Source organism: Lentzea sp. NPDC004789, assembly GCF_053601075.1.
Genome location: NZ_JBSGBE010000031.1, coordinates 84,738 through 100,130 on the forward strand (window position 1 = coordinate 84,738; position 15,393 = coordinate 100,130).

13 protein-coding genes are annotated in these 15,393 nt (G+C 70.5%); 6 read left to right on the plus strand and 7 right to left on the minus strand.

Annotation, left to right across the window (positions count from 1 at the left end; all coding sequences use genetic code 11):
- Positions 1–106 precede the first annotated feature (106 nt).
- On the minus strand, positions 107–949 hold the full coding sequence (locus ACWEIJ_RS42445; protein WP_449842961.1) for a helix-turn-helix domain-containing protein: 843 nt from the start codon (positions 947–949) through the stop codon (positions 107–109).
- A gap of 105 nt (positions 950–1,054) precedes the next feature.
- On the opposite strand from ACWEIJ_RS42445, the gene ACWEIJ_RS42450 reads away from it, so the two are divergent.
- On the plus strand, positions 1,055–1,408 hold the full coding sequence (locus ACWEIJ_RS42450) for a VOC family protein (protein ID WP_449842962.1): 354 nt from the start codon (positions 1,055–1,057) through the stop codon (positions 1,406–1,408).
- Here ACWEIJ_RS42450 and ACWEIJ_RS42455 read toward each other — a convergent pair.
- Complete coding sequence (locus ACWEIJ_RS42455) at positions 1,323–2,882, minus strand: flavin-containing monooxygenase (RefSeq protein WP_449842963.1); 1,560 nt, start codon at positions 2,880–2,882, stop codon at positions 1,323–1,325. The two genes, ACWEIJ_RS42450 and ACWEIJ_RS42455, sit on opposite strands and share 86 nt — an antisense overlap.
- Positions 2,883–2,980: 98 nt before the next feature.
- Between ACWEIJ_RS42455 and ACWEIJ_RS42460 the strand changes: the two genes are divergently transcribed.
- A complete protein-coding gene (locus ACWEIJ_RS42460) occupies positions 2,981–3,610 on the plus strand; it encodes a TetR/AcrR family transcriptional regulator (protein ID WP_449842964.1) in 630 nt (209 codons plus the stop codon).
- 124 nt (positions 3,611–3,734) lie between these two features.
- Here ACWEIJ_RS42460 and ACWEIJ_RS42465 read toward each other — a convergent pair whose 3' ends face one another.
- Positions 3,735–4,928 carry an amidohydrolase gene (locus tag ACWEIJ_RS42465; RefSeq protein WP_449842965.1) on the minus strand — a complete coding sequence of 398 codons (1,194 nt, stop codon included), beginning with the start codon at positions 4,926–4,928 and terminating at the stop codon, positions 3,735–3,737.
- A 112-nt stretch (positions 4,929–5,040) separates the two neighbouring features.
- On the opposite strand from ACWEIJ_RS42465, the gene ACWEIJ_RS42470 reads away from it, so the two are divergent.
- A complete protein-coding gene (locus tag ACWEIJ_RS42470; RefSeq protein ID WP_449842966.1) occupies positions 5,041–6,060 on the plus strand; it encodes a glucose 1-dehydrogenase in 1,020 nt (339 codons plus the stop codon).
- A 3-nt stretch (positions 6,061–6,063) separates the two neighbouring features.
- Positions 6,064–7,869 carry a glycoside hydrolase family 15 protein gene (locus ACWEIJ_RS42475; RefSeq protein WP_449842967.1) on the plus strand — a complete coding sequence of 602 codons (1,806 nt, stop codon included), beginning with the start codon at positions 6,064–6,066 and terminating at the stop codon, positions 7,867–7,869.
- A gap of 18 nt (positions 7,870–7,887) precedes the next feature.
- Here ACWEIJ_RS42475 and ACWEIJ_RS42480 read toward each other — a convergent pair whose 3' ends face one another.
- Entirely contained in the window at positions 7,888–10,179 is a 2,292-nt protein-coding gene (locus ACWEIJ_RS42480; protein WP_449842968.1) for a beta-L-arabinofuranosidase domain-containing protein, read from the minus strand.
- 368 nt (positions 10,180–10,547) lie between these two features.
- On the opposite strand from ACWEIJ_RS42480, the gene ACWEIJ_RS42485 reads away from it, so the two are divergent.
- Both ACWEIJ_RS42485 and ACWEIJ_RS42490 read left to right on the plus strand, forming a co-directional pair.
- Positions 10,548–11,705 (plus strand): glycosyltransferase family 4 protein, encoded by a 1,158-nt coding sequence (locus ACWEIJ_RS42485; protein WP_449842977.1) that lies wholly within the window; start codon positions 10,548–10,550, stop codon positions 11,703–11,705.
- Positions 11,702–13,864, plus strand: a complete 2,163-nt coding sequence (locus tag ACWEIJ_RS42490) for a glycogen debranching N-terminal domain-containing protein (RefSeq protein WP_449842969.1) — start codon at positions 11,702–11,704, stop codon at positions 13,862–13,864. The genes ACWEIJ_RS42485 and ACWEIJ_RS42490 overlap by 4 nt, the downstream gene beginning before the upstream one ends.
- Positions 13,865–13,930: 66 nt before the next feature.
- Here the strand turns inward: ACWEIJ_RS42490 and ACWEIJ_RS42495 are convergent, their stop codons facing one another.
- The 3 genes from ACWEIJ_RS42495 to ACWEIJ_RS42505 all read right to left on the minus strand — a co-directional run.
- Positions 13,931–14,296, minus strand: coding sequence for an STAS domain-containing protein (locus tag ACWEIJ_RS42495; protein WP_449842970.1), 366 nt, complete (start codon positions 14,294–14,296; stop codon positions 13,931–13,933).
- 168 nt (positions 14,297–14,464) lie between these two features.
- Positions 14,465–14,881 carry an Hsp20/alpha crystallin family protein gene (locus ACWEIJ_RS42500; protein ID WP_449842971.1) on the minus strand — a complete coding sequence of 139 codons (417 nt, stop codon included), beginning with the start codon at positions 14,879–14,881 and terminating at the stop codon, positions 14,465–14,467.
- A 38-nt stretch (positions 14,882–14,919) separates the two neighbouring features.
- Positions 14,920–15,393 (minus strand): TCP-1/cpn60 chaperonin family protein (locus ACWEIJ_RS42505; protein ID WP_449842972.1); only part of this gene is annotated, 474 nt, incomplete at its 5' end.

Consider the following 15,393-nt stretch of genomic DNA (forward strand, 5'->3'; position numbering starts at 1 on the left):
CGGTTGCAGGGGAGCCGATGGTTCGTCTGAGGTGAATGTGTGGCGGAGCAGGGAAAGAATGAGTTCCGAAACCTTCGTTAACAAGTACTAACTTATTCACACACCACTATGCGTCGATTTTTGTACGACTTGCTGCCGCACTTTCCTTCGATGGGGCAGATGTCCGTTCTGTCGCAAGTAGTCTGCGCAGAGCGGTTGGGGTGTGTCCGAGGTGTTCGCGCACGGTCCGGCACAGGTGCGCCTGGTCGGCGAACCCGAGGTCGGCGGCCAGCGCGGCGAGGCCGGATTCGCCCTGTTCCAAACGATCCAGAGCACGGGCGACGCGCACCCGGTTGCGGTAGCGGGTCAGCGACACCCCGAGCTCACGGGTGAACGCACGGCTCAGCCGGTACGGCGAGACGCCCAGCAACGCGGCCAGCGGAAGGAGCCCGGCCGCGGCGGGGTGGTCGTCGCCGATCACACCGCGCGCCCTGGCCACCAGCGCCTGGTCGGCCGTGCCGTCCGGAACGGTCGTGGTGACGACCTGCCGCACGATTTCCCCCACGAGCCCGACGAGTTCTTCGGACGGGTCGGTGCGCGCGGCCGTCAGCAGCCGCCGGTGGGCCAGGTCGAGCTCACCGTCCACGTACAACGACGACCCGCGCACCCGTGGCGCGTCACCGGCGATCGCGTGCCAGAGCGCCGGTTTGAGCCCGATCGACGTGCACTCGTCACCACCGGCCGGGTGGGCGAACTGCTCCTCCTCGCCGGGCAGGCCGAGGTAGCCGACGGTGCGGTCGAGATCGGCCGGCACGCCGCGGACCCGGCGCCGGAACCCGCCGCGGCGCACGAGCACGAGCCGCACGTCCTGCCGCGGCGGCTCGGCCGACCAGCCGCGGTGGTCGTCACGGCAGTCCACCGCGGACACGGAGAACTCCGGCCGCACCACGAGATCGACGAACGACAGCACCCCCGCAGGCTAGGCCGGGGGTCTGACAATTCCGGCGCAAGGATCTTCAAGACCACCGGGGTGCCCGTGGCCGAGGCTGGTGCGCAACGAACGAAGGAGAACACCATGCCCGCACTGGCCCGACTCACCACGATCGTCCTCGACTGCGCCGACCCGCGGGCGCTGGCCGAGTTCTACCACGCCGTCACGGGGTGGAAGATCACGTCCAGTGACGAGGACAGCGCCTACCTCGGCGAGGACGGCGTCCAGCTCGCGTTCTTCCGCGTGCCGGACCACCGGCCCGCCGCCTGGCCGGGTCCCGGCAAGCAGGCGCACCTGGACTTCCAGGTCGACGACCTCGACCTGGCCGTCGAGCAGGTGCTCGAACTCGGTGCTACGAAGCCGGAGTTCCAGCCCGGCGAGGGGCGGTGGACGGTGCTGGCCGACCCTGAGGGCCACCTGCTGTGCCTGTGCGCGTGACCGGCGAGAACTCGTAGTCCCGCAACGGGAAGCGGCCTGCGGCCCGCTGCGCGCTGATCGTCGAGGTCGGCCGCAGCAGGGTCGCTTCGCCGTGCTGGTTGAAGTAGTAGCTGTGCGCGGTGGCGCACTGGCCGAGTGAGAACACCGTGTTGTGCGCGACCTTCGCGCGCATGCGGCCGAGGAACTCGTCGTTGGCCCGCTGGGTGACCTCGAAGACCTCCGCGCCGCGTTGCCGCATCCCGGTGAACAACCGCCGCATGTGCGTCATCTGGCACTCGATGGTCGTGAAGTACGAGAGTCCGCTGTAGGCGTAGGGACTGTTGAGCGACAGGTAGTTCGGGAAGCCCGGCACGGTCACGCCCTCGTAGGCCTGGAACCTGTGCTGCCGCCACCACGCGCCGAGATCTCTGCCGTCGCGCCCGATCACCTCGAACGCGGGGAAGTTGGTGTCCCACAGGTCGAATCCCGTGGCCAGCACGAGGACGTCGATCTCGGTGCGGCCCTTCGCGGTGATGATCCCCGAGCTGTCGATCCGCTCGATGGTCGCGGTTTCCAGGCGCACGTGGGGTTCGGTGAACGTGCGGAAGTAGTCGTTGGAGAACGTCGGGCGCTTGCAGCCGAACGAGTAGCCGGGCGTGAGCTCGCGGCGCAGCACCGGATCGTGGACCTGGCGGTGCAGATGCGCGCGGCACCACCGTTCGGCCAGCCGGTTCGCGACGCGCAGCTGCCGGTAGTGCACCACGCCCGAGATCATCATCAGTTCGAGGATCGAGCTGCCCAGCCACCGCACGGCCCGCTGGACGAAAGGTAAGCGCGCGAACAGCTTCCGCAACGGCACGGGGATCGGGTAGTCGGGTTTCGGGCTGACCCAGATCGGCGTGCGCTGGTACACGGTCAAAGCAGCCGCGGACCGGGCGAGCTGGGGGATCAGCTGCACGGCCGTGGCTCCGGTGCCGATGATCGCGACCCGCTTGCCGGTCAGGTCGGCCGGTTCCCACGCGGCGGTGTGCATCACCTCGCCCTCGAACGAGGAGATGCCCGGGATGTCGGGCGTCTTCGGCTGGGACAGGAACCCCGTCGCGGTCACCAGGTACCGCGCGGTGACGACCGATCCGTCCGCGGTCCTCACCTCCCAGTGGTCGTCGCGCCACGAGGCTCCGGTCACGACGGTGCCGAAGCGCATGAACCGGCGCAGGTCGTACTTGTCCGCGACGTGCGCGGCGTAGCGCTTGAGCTCCTCGCCCGGCGCGAACAGCCGCGACCAGTGCGGGTTCGGCTCGAACGAGTAGGAGTAGGTCGAGGACGGGATGTCCACGGCGAGGCCCGGATAGCGGTTGACGTGCCACGTGCCGCCGAGGTCGCCCTCCCGTTCCAGGATCAGCAGGTCGTTCAGCCCGAGCCGCCTGAGCTCGATCGCCGCGCCCATGCCGCCGAACCCGGCACCGACGACGACCGCGTCGTACTGCGGGGTCATCCGACCTCCTCCGCTGAAACGGAATCGCATGTCAGTTCCGGAACGGTATGTCAGTTCTCGGGTGATCACAAGAGTCCGCAGGTCATAGACTCAGGTGCATGACGTCCAGTACCGAACCCGTGAGCCGAGCCGAGCGCAAGAAGCAGGAGCTGCGCCGCGAGATCATCGACGCGGCGTTCGACTGCTTCGCCGAACGCGGCTACCACGCCACGGGGATCGCCGACGTCGCCACGCGGCTCGGCATCGGGCACGGCACGTTCTACCGCTACTTCCAGAACAAGCGGGACATCGTCGACCACGTCGTGGACGACCTGGTCGCGCGCATCACCGGCGCCCTCACCGCGGAGAACGCGCCGGACGCGGTGTCGACGCTCGCCGAGTACCGCGAGCAGTCCGCGCGCATCGGCGAGGCGCTCGCCCGCATCTTCGGCGAGGACCCGCGCGTGCCGCGGCTGCTGCTGTTCGAGGCGCCGGGCATCGACCGGGCCATGGCGGAACGCATCCTCGACCTGTTCGACCTGGCCGCCGCGCTCACCGCCGCCTACCTCTCGCACGGCGTCGAGCTGGGCTACCTGCGCGCCGACCTCGACGTCGGCAACACCGCCAGGGCCATCAACGGCATGATCCTCGGCTCGGCCATCGCCTCGCTGCGCACGCCGGAGGACCAGACCGCGCTCAGCGAGGCGATCCGGCGCGTGATGTACGACGGGATCGCGGCTACCGCTTGAGCCACGCCCGCGAGGCGACGGACGGCGTCGGGGTGTGCGGCAGGATCGCGGCCGACTTCTGGGCCACATCCGTGCGACGACCAGCGCCGACTTCGGTGGCCGGTGTCGGCGTGCACGGCAGGATCTAACTCCCCAGCCACGCCCGTGCCGCGACGACCAGTGCCTCGACCCCGGTGGTCAGCGTCGGTTCCAGGTCCGGCGCGAACTCGGGGGAGTGGTTCATCGCCACGGCCTTCCCGGGCTCCCAGGCGGAGAAGTCGATGCCGCCGAAGAACCAGAACACCGTCGGCACCCCGGCCTCCGTGCCGAACACGCCGACGTCCTCGCTGGAGTTGACCAGCGCGCCGGGGATCAGCCGCTCCTGGCCGAACCGTTCGGTGAACGCGGCCACCGTCCTGGCGGTCGCGTCCGGATCCGACACGAGCACCGGAGTGCCGTCGTGCCACTCGAACTCGGGCTCGCGCGGCGCACCGGACGCCGCCGCCTCGGCACGAACGATGCGTTCGACGGCCGCGCGCACGATGCCGCGAGTGTGCTCGTTGAACGTGCGGATGTTGACGCCGACCTCGGCCGTCTCCGGGATCACGTTGTCCTTGGTGCCGGCCAGCAGCCGCCCCACCGTCACCACAGCACGCTCTGACGGTGCGATCTCGCGCGCGACGATTCCCTGCAGCCGCACGACGACATGCGCGGCCATCAGCACCGGATCGACCGCGATCTCCGGTGCCGAGCCGTGGCCGCCCCGGCCGAACAACGTGACGCGGAGCGAGTCCGAGGCCGCCATCACCGGCCCGCTGCCGTGCGCGATCATCCCGGCGGGCAACGGCCCGACGTGTTGCGCCAGCACGACATCGGGCTTGCCGAACCGCTCGAACAGGCCGTCCTCGACCATGTTCCGCGCGCCGCAGCCCAGTTCCTCGGCCGGCTGGAACACCACCAGCAACGTCCCCGACCACTCGGCGCGGGCACCGGCCAGCTGCTCGGCCGCCCCGATCAGGCACGTGGCGTGCATGTCGTGCCCGCACGCGTGCGCCACGGGCACTTCTTCACCGTCGGCGTTGGTCGCGCGTTGGGTCGACGCGTACGGCAGCCCGGTCTTCTCCTCCACGGGCAACGCGTCGATGTCGGCGCGCAGCAGGACGACCGGGCCGTCGCCGTTGCGCAGCACGCCGACCACGCCGGTGCCGCCGACGCCGGTGGTGACGTCGAAACCCAGCGGGCGCAGGGCATCGGCCAGCACCCCGGCCGTCCGGAACTCCCGCAGCGACAGTTCGGGGTGCTGGTGCAGGTCGCGGTAGAGCGCGTGCAGGTCGGTCATCGCCCGATCTTGAACAGCCGTGGGGAAAGACGCAATCCCGCATGGCCCCGGCGGTGGTGGGTAGCCCGGTGGCATGCGTGCGCTCACAGTTCTCCCAGGGACGAAGAATTCGTTGCAGCTGACCGAATTGCCCGACCCGGCGCCGGGTACGGACGAGTTGCTGGTGGAGGGGATCGCCGTCGGCGTGTGCGGCACGGACAAGGAGATCGTGCGTGCCGACTACGGCTGGGCACCGCCTGGCCGGGACCGGCTGGTGCTGGGGCACGAGTCGCTCGGCAGGGTGCGGTCCGCGCCGGGCGACAGCGGGTTCTCGGCCGGGGATCTCGTGGTGGGCGTGGTGCGGAGGCCGGATCCGGTGCCGTGCGGGGCCTGCGCGCGAGGTGAGTTCGACAGCTGCCGCAACGGCCGGTACACCGAGCGCGGCATCAAGGAGCTCGACGGGTACGGAGCCGAGTTGTGGTGCGTGGAGACCGACTACGCCGTCAAGCTGGATCCGGCACTGGCCGACACCGGCGTGCTGATGGAGCCGACCTCGGTGGTCGCCAAGGCGTGGGAGCAGGTGCGTCGCGTCGGTGAGCGCGCCTGGTACGAGCCGACGCGGGCGCTGGTCACCGGTGCCGGGCCGATCGGGTTGCTGGCGGCGTTGATCGGTGTGCAGCAGGGGCTCGACGTGCACGTGCTCGACCGCGTGACGGACGGGCCGAAACCGCGCCTGGTCGAGCAGCTGGGCGCCACCTACCACCACGAGGACGCCGACGAGGTGGCGGGAAAGCTCCAACCGGACGTCGTCATCGAGGCGACCGGTGCGGGCGGCCTGGTCTTCTCCGCGATCCGCAACACCGCTTCCTTCGGCGTGGTGTGCCTGACCGGGGTCTCACCGTCCGGGCGGAGGATCGCGGTCGACGCCGGCAGCGTGAACCGCGAGATCGTGCTGGAGAACGACGTGGTGGTCGGCTCGGTCAACGCCAACCTGCGCCACTACCGGCAGGCCGCCGACGTGCTGGCCGAGGCCGACCCGGACTGGTTGCGCGGCCTGATCACGCGACGGGTGCCGCTGGAGTCCTACGAGGACGCCTTCGAGGCCCGGTCCGACGACGTGAAGGTCGTCATCAGCCTGGACGGGAGCCGCTGAGCCGTGCCGTCGCCGATCGAGGACTACGCCCTGCTGGGCGATCTGCACACGGCGGCGCTGGTCGGGCGGGACGGCAGCATCGACTGGCTGTGCCTGCCCCGCTTCGACTCGCACGCCTGCTTCGCCGCACTGCTGCACGACGTGGACGCCGGCCGGTGGCTGCTCGCCCCGGCCAACGGCGGCCCGGCCGACCGGCGCGGCTACCGCGGCGACACGCTGGTGCTGGAGTCGCAGTGGGACACACCGGACGGTTCGGTGCGCGTCGTGGACTGCATGCCGCCGCGTGGCGAGGCCGCGGACGTCGTGCGCGTGGTGGAGGGCGTGTCGGGCAGCGTGCCGATGCGGATGGACCTGCGGCTGCGGTTCGACTACGGCAACGTCGTGCCGTGGGTGCGTCATCACGGTGGCGCGCTGTCGGCGGTGGCCGGTCCGGACGCGGTCTGGCTGGAGGCGGGCGTGCCGGTGCACGGCCACGACCTGACCACCACCGCCGAGTTCGAGGTGCGCGCCGGGCAACGCGTGCCGTTCGTGCTCACCCACACCGCCTCGCACCTGCCGCGCCCGCACGCGGTCGACGCCGAGCGGGCGATCTCGGACACCGAGGACTTCTGGACCGAGTGGACGGGCCGCTGCACCTACGACGGCCCGTGGCCGGACGCGGTGCGCCGGGCGCTGGTCACGCTCAAGGCGCTGACCTACGCGCCGACCGGCGGCATCGTGGCCGCCGCGACCACGTCGCTGCCCGAGCAGTGGCGGGGACCGCGCAACTGGGACTACCGCTTCTGCTGGCTGCGCGACGCCACGTTCACGCTGCAGGCGTTGCTGGGCACGGGTTTCGTCGCCGAAGCCCGCGCGTGGCGGGAGTGGCTGGTGCGCGCCGTGGCGGGCGACCCGGCGAAGCTGCAGATCATGTACGGGCTCGACGGCTCCCGCAGGCTGCCGGAGCAGGAACTGGCGTGGCTGTCCGGCTACGAGGGCGCGGCACCGGTGCGCATCGGCAACGCCGCGGCCGACCAGTTCCAGCTCGACGTGTGGGGCGAGGTGCTCGACGGCCTGCACCTGGCCCGCGAGGCGGGACTGCACAGCACCGAGACGGCCTGGGACCTGCAACGAGCCCTGCTGGACCACCTTGAGGGCCACTGGGACGACCCGGACAACGGCCTGTGGGAGGTGCGCGGCCCGCGCCGGCACTTCGTGCACTCCAAGGTCATGGCCTGGGTCGGTGTCGACCGTGCGGTGCACACGGTGGAGAACCACGGCCTGGACGGGCCGGTCGACCGGTGGCGGGAGGTCCGCGACCGCATCCACGCCGAGGTCTGCGCCAAGGGCTACGACGCCGAACGCGGCACGTTCACCCAGTTCTACGGCTCCCGCGGTCTCGACGCGTCGCTGCTGCTGATCCCGCGCGTAGGGTTCCTGCCCTGGGACGACCCGCGGGTGCGGGGCACGGTCGACGCCGTGCGGCGCGAGCTGTGCCAGAACGGTTTCGTGCTGCGCTACCGCCCCGACGCCGACGGTGGCGTGGACGGCCTGCCCGGCACCGAGGGAGCGTTCCTCGCCTGCACCTTCTGGCTCGCTGACGCCCTGCACGGCATCGGCCGCACCGCGCAGGCCCGCGGCCTGTTCGAACGGCTGCTCGGCCTGCGCAACGACGTCGGCCTGCTCAGCGAGGAGTACGACACCGCCACCGGCCGGCACATGGGCAACACCCCGCAGGCGTTCAGCATGGAAGCCCTCGTCAACACCGCCCGGCAGCTCGGCGGCGCCTCCACCAGGACCTCGGCCGGCAAGGACGAGCAGTCGCTGTGAAGGCGCCGCACCACGTCGTCAGTTGGCGACCAGGCGCCACCGGTTGTCCGCACTGCCGTTGTCGGAGTCCTGCACGACCTGCGCACCCTGGCTGGTCGAGCCGTTGAGGATGCCGAGCAGCTTGCCGCTGTTGGCGTTGCGGATCTTGTGCGTGCCGTCGCCGTTGGCGATCAGGGTCCACCGGTGGTCGGCGGTGCCGTTGTCCGACCACTGCAGCACGCGCGCGTTATCGGCGGTGGACATGTTCTCCACGCCCAGCACCTTGCCGCTGTTGACGTTGCGCAGCCGCACGTCGGACCCGTCGGTGATCAGCTGCCAGTTGTGGTCGGCGGTGCCGTTGTCGGCCCACTGCAACGCCAGCCCACCGTCCGAAGTGGACATGTTCTGGATGCCCAGCACCAGGCCGGAGGCGGCGTTGACCAACCGGTAGCTCGCCGTGCCGCCACCGCCGGCGTTCCAGTAGACGGTGTAGTTGAAGCCGTGCGCGTCGTGGAACGGTCCCAGGTTCACCTGCGTCCCGTTCGCCTTCGCGGTGAACGCGAGCGACGACGTGCTGGTGCGGGTGACGGAGTTGACGTCCAGCGTCGGCAGCGCCGACAGGCTGGTGTTGCCGTAGTTGCCCGCCAGCACGGCCGGGCCGTAGGTGAGCGCGACGACGTTCGAGTTGTCGTTGGCGGGCTGGACGATCACGCGCATCGGCAGCCGCAGCGTCACCACGTCACCGGACGTCCACGACCGCGTCAGCGAGGCGTAGCTGCCGGGCGTGGCGGTCACGTCCTGCGCGACGCCGTTGACGTTGATCGTCGCGCCGGAGGTCCAGGCGGGGATCCGCAACCGCATCGTCCACGATCCGCCCGCGTTGCCGGTGACGGTCAGCGTCGTGGTGTCGCTCGCCGGGTAGGTCGTGCTCTGGGTGACCGTGATGCCGCGCTCCGACCACGTCAGCACCGACGGCGTGTACAGGTTCACCGTGAGCGTGGTGCCGCTGCGGAAGTAGATGGAGTCGGCGAGCTTGGTGTTGGTCTCCAGCCCGGTGCCCTGACAGCACCAGAACGTGCCGTGGTCGGTGCTCCAGTTGCCGCCGCCCCACGCCGGCCCGGTGTTGCCCCTGCGGTGACCGGGGTTGAGGCCGGTGAAGTAGCAGATGTGGCCGTGCGGGTCCGCCGGGTTCTGCGCGCCGATCAGGTGGTTGAGCAGGGCGCGCTCGTAGAAGTCGAAGTACGCCGCGTTGTTCGGGTCGGTCAGCCACAGCTCACGGGTGAGCTTGAGCATGTTGTAGGTGTTGCACTGCTCGCACGTGTCGGTGTTGAGGTACGCGGCGATGGCGTTGGGCGCGCGGAAGTGCTCGGCCTGGCTGTTGCCGCCGATGACGTAGGTGTGCGCGCCGACGGTGATGTTCCAGGCGTTGACGGCGATGTCGCGGTAGCGGGTGGTGCCGGTCGCCTTGTACTCGCGGGCCGCGCCGATCCACTTCGGCACCTGGGTGTTGGCGTGCAGGCCGTTCAGCCGGTCCTGGTTCGCCGCCAGCGGGTCGAACACCGCCGCGTGGTCGAACCGCTGCGCCGCGGTCAGCCAGCGCGCCTCGCCCGTCTGCTGGTACAGGTCGGCGAGCACCGCGTTCATGCCGCCGAACTCCGTGCCCAGCACGTTCTGCATCTGGCTGTAGGACAACCTGGCCGTGCGCCAGTCCACCCACCCGGCCATGCGCAGCAGCACGTCCCGCGCCTGGGTGCTGCCGAGGTGGCGCCACACGTCCAGCAGCCCGGCGAGGGTCTTGTGCAGCGAGTAGTACGAGACCGACTTCGGCGAGCCCGCCTCCATCGCGTCGAAGTCCGACTCCGGAAAGCCCGACAGGTACCCGGTGTTGAACCCGGCCGCGGCGTTGTTGTTCTGGCACTTGGCGAGTTCGGCCACCATGTAGCCGGCCTTGTCCCGGCACGTCGTGTCGCCCAGCACCGCCCACGCCTGCGCCCACGCGCTCAGGAAGTGCCCCTGGCTGTGCGTGCGGAACGGGAAGTTCGGCGCCTCCCAGCCGCTCAGCGCCGCAGCGCCGTTGGTGGACAACCGGTGGTTGGCGCGGAAGTTGTAGAGCAACCGGTCGACGTCGACGAACCTCAGGTACGACAGCGTCCTGCTCTGGTTGTCCAGCCACCGGCCCTGCGTCAACCGGACCTCGGACAGGTCGAACGGGAAGGCCGACACCCCGGCGTCGCCGCGGACCGGAGGCACCGAGGCGGCCTGCGCCGAACTCGCCATCAGCGGCGGTGCCGCGGTCGCGACGGCGGCCACACCAACGGCTTGGAAGAGCATGCGTCGACTCAACGATGAGGACATGGGAACGCTCCGGTTGCTCGGCGAACAGTGCGGTTCTGACAGAGCGGTGGCGGCCTGCCACGGAATGTAGTCACGCGCGCACGGCACGGTCAATGCTCGATGTGAGCGTTAACGGACGTTGGGCAAAGTGCTGACAGGCAGTCGAAGAACGTGTCGAAGTTAACGTTCACATACGTATTGGCCGCAGATGTTCCCGCGTGTGCGGCCTGCCTGGCGGGGTTGCGCGAATGGACGAATCCTGTTAGCAGTCTATGGCGAAGAGTGCTAATCCCGGGTTCGGGATGCGAGGAGGGGAAGTGGTGTTGAGCAGTGTGTCTTGTGTCGATTCGTCGTTGCGGGTTGCCATGGTCGCCCCGCCCTACTTCGACGTTCCTCCCAAGGCATACGGCGGCGTGGAGGCCGTCGTCGCGGATCTCGCGAACGCGCTGAGCGGCCGCGGTCACGAGGTGACCTTGATCGGCGCCGGCGAGTGCGGTGCCGCCGCGGAGTTCGTGCCGGTCTGGGACCGCACGATCCCGGAACGCCTCGGCGAGCCCTATCCCGAGGTGGTGCACGCCCTGGCCGGCCGCCGTGCGGTGGAGCGGCTCGTCGAGGCCGGGCGTGTCGACGTGGTGCACGACCACACGCTGGCGGGCCCGCTCAACGCGGCCGCGTACCGCGCGCTGGGGGTGCCGACCGTGGTCACCGTGCACGGGCCGGTGAACGACGACCTCCACCGGTACTACCGCGAACTCGGCGAGGACGTGCACCTCGTCGCCATCAGCGACCGGCAGCGCCAGCTCGCACCGGAGCTGAACTGGATCGGCACCGTGCACAACGCGCTGAACGTCGAGGACTGGCCGTTCGAGGAGAACAAGGGTGAGTACGCGTTGTTCCTCGGCCGGTTCCACCCGGACAAGGCGCCGCACCTGGCCCTGGACGTGGCGCACGCCGCCGGTGTGCCGCTGATCCTCGCGGGCAAGTGCGCCGAACCGATCGAGCAGGAGTACTACGAGCGCGAGGTCCGCCCCCGGCTCACCGACAACGACCACGTGTTCGGCGTCGCGGACGCGACCCAGAAGCGCAAGCTCCTGGCAGGGGCGCGCTGCCTGCTGTTCCCGATCCAGTGGGAGGAACCGTTCGGCATGGTCATGATCGAGGCCATGGCGTGCGGCACGCCGGTGGTGGCGTTGCGCCGCGGTGCGGTGCCCGAGGTCGTCGTGGACGGCGTCACCGGACTGGTCCGCGACGAGCCGCGGGAGCTCGTGCAAGCGCTGCACGACGTGCGTGACATCGAGCCGGCCAAGTGCCGCGCGCACGTCAGGGACAACTTCGGCGCGGACCGGCTCGGCGCGGGCTACGAGGCCGCGTACCGGCGGGCGCTGCGGCGGTCGCGGCCGGCGCTGGAGACGTTGCAGCAGGACTACCCGGCGCTCGACTCCACGCTGGAACACCGCTACGGCAAGCGTTTCCGTGAAAACGCCGACAAGAACAGCCTGCGCGCCGGTGGAGAACGGTCATGACGGAGGGACCTGCACCCACGGCCCTCAACGCCGGTGAACCGGTGATGAGCCACGCCGGCAACGGCACGGTCACGCTGGTCGACGGCAGCACGTTCTGCCTGTCCAACAGCACCGGTGACGTCGAGGCCGGCACCTCGCACGGGCTGTTCTACCGCGACGCGCGGATGGTGTCGCGGTGGGAGCTGCGCCTGGACGGGCAGCCGCCGCACGCGCTGTCGGTGGTGACACCGGAGGCGTTCGCGGCGCGGTTCATGCTGCGCAGGCCGCCGAAGCCCGGCCAGGCGGACAGCACGCTGCTGGTGGTGCGCGAACGGCTGCTCGGCGACGGGCTGCGGGAGACGATCACCCTGCACAACCTCGGCCGGGAAGCCACCGCGGTCTCGTTGTCGCTGCACGTGGACGCCGACTTCGCCGACCTGTTCGCGGTCAAGGAGGGCCGCACGTCCGGAGGTGGCGCGGACGCGACGGTGGTGGGTGCCGAGCTCCTGCTGTGGGACCGCTCCCGCGGCGCCCGCGGCCTGTCGGTCAGCGCGTCGGCCGAGCCGACCGTGCTGCCCGGCGAGCTCGTCTGGCGGATCGTGGTGCCGCCGCGGCGGCTGTGGACGACCGAGATCGTGGTGCAGCCGACGGTGGCGAACCTGCGGGTGCAGCCGCGGTTCCACCCCGGCGAGCACATCGAGAGCAGCGGCCCGGCACGCACCATTCAGGCGTGGCGCGACGCGAGCACCACGATCGAGGCGGACGACGTCACGCTCGACAACGTGTTGCGCCGCAGCGAAAGAGACCTCGGCGCGTTGCAGATCCGGGATCCGTCGCTGCCGGACAAACCGTTCGTCGCGGCGGGGGCGCCGTGGTTCATGACGTTGTTCGGCCGCGACAGCCTGCTCACCGCGTGGATGGCGCTGCCGCTGGACACCGGTCTCGCCCTGGGCACGCTGGAGACGCTGGCCGACAAGCAGGGCAGGCGGGTGGACCCGGTGACCGAGGAGGAACCGGGCCGCATCCTGCACGAGCTGCGGCTCGGTCCGGACTCGAACCGGGTGCTCGGCGGCAGCCACTACTACGGAACCGTCGACGCCACACCGCTGTTCGTCGCGCTGCTCGGCGAGTGCTGGCGCTGGGGTGCCGACGAGGCGGAGGTCCGCGCGCTGCTGCCCGCTGCCGACGCCGCGCTGGAGTGGATCGACCGGGCGTGCGGCGACGGGTTCCTGGCCTACCGCCGGTCCACCGACGTCGGGCTGATCAACCAGGGTTGGAAGGACAGCTTCGACGGGATCAACGACGCCGCGGGCAGGACCGTGTCCTCACCGATCGCGCTGTGCGAGGTGCAGGGTTACGTGTACGCCGCCTGGCTGGCGCGGGCCGAGCTCGCGGAGGCGTTCGGCGACACCGACACCGCGGTCCGGTTGCGGGAGCAGGCGGAGAAGCTGCGGCACCGGTTCGCCGAGGCCTTCTGGCTGCCCGACCGCGGCTGGTACGCGGTGGCGCTGGACGGCAGCGGAGCTCCGGTGGACGCACTGACCAGCAACGCCGCGCAGTGCCTGTGGAGCGGCATCGTCCCGGACGAGCACGCGGCCGTGCTGGTCGACCGTCTCGCGTCCGAGGACATGGACACCGGCTACGGCTTGCGCACGCTGGCCGCGAACATGGGTGCGTACAACCCGATGAGCTACCACAACGGCTCGGTGTGGCCACATGACACCGCGCTGGCGGTCGCGGGCCTGCTGCGGTACGCGCACATCCCCGGCGCGGTGGAGCTGGCGCAGCGGCTGGCGTGCGGACTGCTCGACGCGGCCTCGGCGTTCGGAGGAAGGCTGCCCGAGCTGTTCTGCGGGTTCGCCCGCTCGGAGTTCAGCCCGCCGGTGCCGTACCCGACCTCGTGTTCACCGCAGGCGTGGGCGAGCGCGGCACCGTTGCTGCTGGTGCGGTCGTTCCTCGGACTGCGGCCGCACGTGCCGGGCCGCAGCCTGGAGCTGAACCCGCACCTGCCGTCCGGCTGGGGCGCGGTGCGGCTCGCGGACCTGCGGCTGGGCAACGCCACCCTGCAGATCAGCGCCACCAGCGAGCACGCGACGGTGAGCGGGGTGCCCGACGGCTGGACCCTGCGGGGCCGTTGTCAGGCGCAGGATCCGATGGCGGAACCCGAGCACCGAAGCTGACGCCCGGCGTGGTGGACGGAGGGACGGCCGAGTCGGTCGTCCCTCCTTTTTGGACGGACGAACGTGTCACCCGGCCGCTTCGTCGTTGCCGCACAGCGCATCGTCGAGCGACTCCTCCATCCGCACCCGTCTGCCGACCTCCGTGAGCCCGAGCACGAACCCGATCCGCGGCGTCACGACGACCCGCAGGGCGACCCGTTCGGCGCGGGACCACCGCTCCGCGAGCTCCACGGCATCGATCCCGGCCGCTCCGAAGTGGGTCACCCCGCCCAGATCGAGCACCAGCGCGTTCGACGGGGCCGCGAACCCGCACGCGTCGAGCAGGGCGGCGGTCAGCAACGGCCGCGTCGCGATGTCGATCTCCCCGCTCACCCGCACCACGAAGGCGTTGCCCACTCGCCCCATGCGCACCGTCAACGCGTCCACAGCCATGTCTTGCCCTCCACGGGGCCACTTGGAACGACGACATCGTCAGACGGCTGTTGGCTCAACCGGTCGTACCGAACGTAGCGGACAGGCCCGCTGTCGCGCGCCGATGCGGCTCGGGGCCGGTCGCCCCCAGTGGCAGCGACCGGCCCCGGACCTGCGGTTCCGCCCGGATCAGGCGTTGATCGCCTGCCGCTGACCGCCCGAGATGGCGATCTTGCGGGGCTTCGCCTGCTCCGCGACCGGGATGCGCAGCGTCAGCACGCCGGCGTCGTAACCGGCCTCGATCCTGTCCGTGTCCAGGTTGTCGCCCAGGTACAGCTGGCGGCTGAACGTGCCGGACGGCCGCTCACCGACCACGACCTCCACGTCGTTCGCGAGGGTGCTGCGCTGCGCCTTGACGGTGAGGACGTTGCCCTGCACGTCGAGGTCGATGGAGTCGGCGCTCACACCGGGCAGGTCGAAGTGCACCACGAACTGGTCGCCGTCGCGGTAGGCGTCGACGGGCACGGCCGATCGGTACGAGGTGGTCCCGGCGAGCCGCTGGGTCAGCTGGTCCAGCAGCTGGAACGGGTCGGTGCGCATCAGCATGGCGTTCTTCTCCTTCCCTTCGTGGACGTTGTTGTGACTCAGTAGTCCATGCCTCCGGCGGGAGGCGCCGGGGGCTGTTCGGTCTCCGGCTTCTCCGCGACGACCGCCTCGGTCGTCAGGAACAGCGCCGCGATCGAAGCCGCGTTCTGCAGTGCCGAGCGGGTCACCTTGGCCGGGTCGATGACGCCCGCGGCCATCAGGTCCTGGTACTCGCCGGTGAGCGCGTTGAGGCCGTGGCCGGGCGGCAGGGACCTGACCTTGTCGACGACCACTCCGCCCTCCAGACCGGCGTTCACGGCGATCTGCTTGAGCGGAGCCTCGACGGCCACCTTGACGATGTTCGCGCCGATCGCCTCGTCGCCGGTCAGGCCCAGCCCGTCGAAGCACGTTTTCGCGGCCTGCAGCAACGTCACACCGCCACCGGCGACGATGCCCTCCTCGACGGCGGCCTTGGCGTTGCGGACCGCGTCCTCGATGCGGTGCTTGCGCTCCTTGAGCTCGACCTCGGTGGC

Bases quoted from the DNA above. Each gene is read 5' to 3' on its own strand.
- ACWEIJ_RS42450 (WP_449842962.1), top strand. From the start codon at position 1,055: ATGCCCGCACTGGCCCGACTCACCACGATCGTCCTCGACTGCGCCGAC.
- ACWEIJ_RS42455 (WP_449842963.1), bottom strand. From the start codon at position 2,882: ATGACCCCGCAGTACGACGCGGTCGTCGTCGGTGCCGGGTTCGGCGGC.
- ACWEIJ_RS42460 (WP_449842964.1), top strand. From the start codon at position 2,981: ATGACGTCCAGTACCGAACCCGTGAGCCGAGCCGAGCGCAAGAAGCAG.
- ACWEIJ_RS42465 (WP_449842965.1), bottom strand. From the start codon at position 4,928: ATGACCGACCTGCACGCGCTCTACCGCGACCTGCACCAGCACCCCGAA.
- ACWEIJ_RS42480 (WP_449842968.1), bottom strand. From the start codon at position 10,179: ATGCTCTTCCAAGCCGTTGGTGTGGCCGCCGTCGCGACCGCGGCACCG.
- ACWEIJ_RS42485 (WP_449842977.1), top strand. From the start codon at position 10,548: ATGGTCGCCCCGCCCTACTTCGACGTTCCTCCCAAGGCATACGGCGGC.
- ACWEIJ_RS42490 (WP_449842969.1), top strand. From the start codon at position 11,702: ATGACGGAGGGACCTGCACCCACGGCCCTCAACGCCGGTGAACCGGTG.
- ACWEIJ_RS42495 (WP_449842970.1), bottom strand. From the start codon at position 14,296: ATGGCTGTGGACGCGTTGACGGTGCGCATGGGGCGAGTGGGCAACGCC.
- ACWEIJ_RS42500 (WP_449842971.1), bottom strand. From the start codon at position 14,881: ATGCTGATGCGCACCGACCCGTTCCAGCTGCTGGACCAGCTGACCCAG.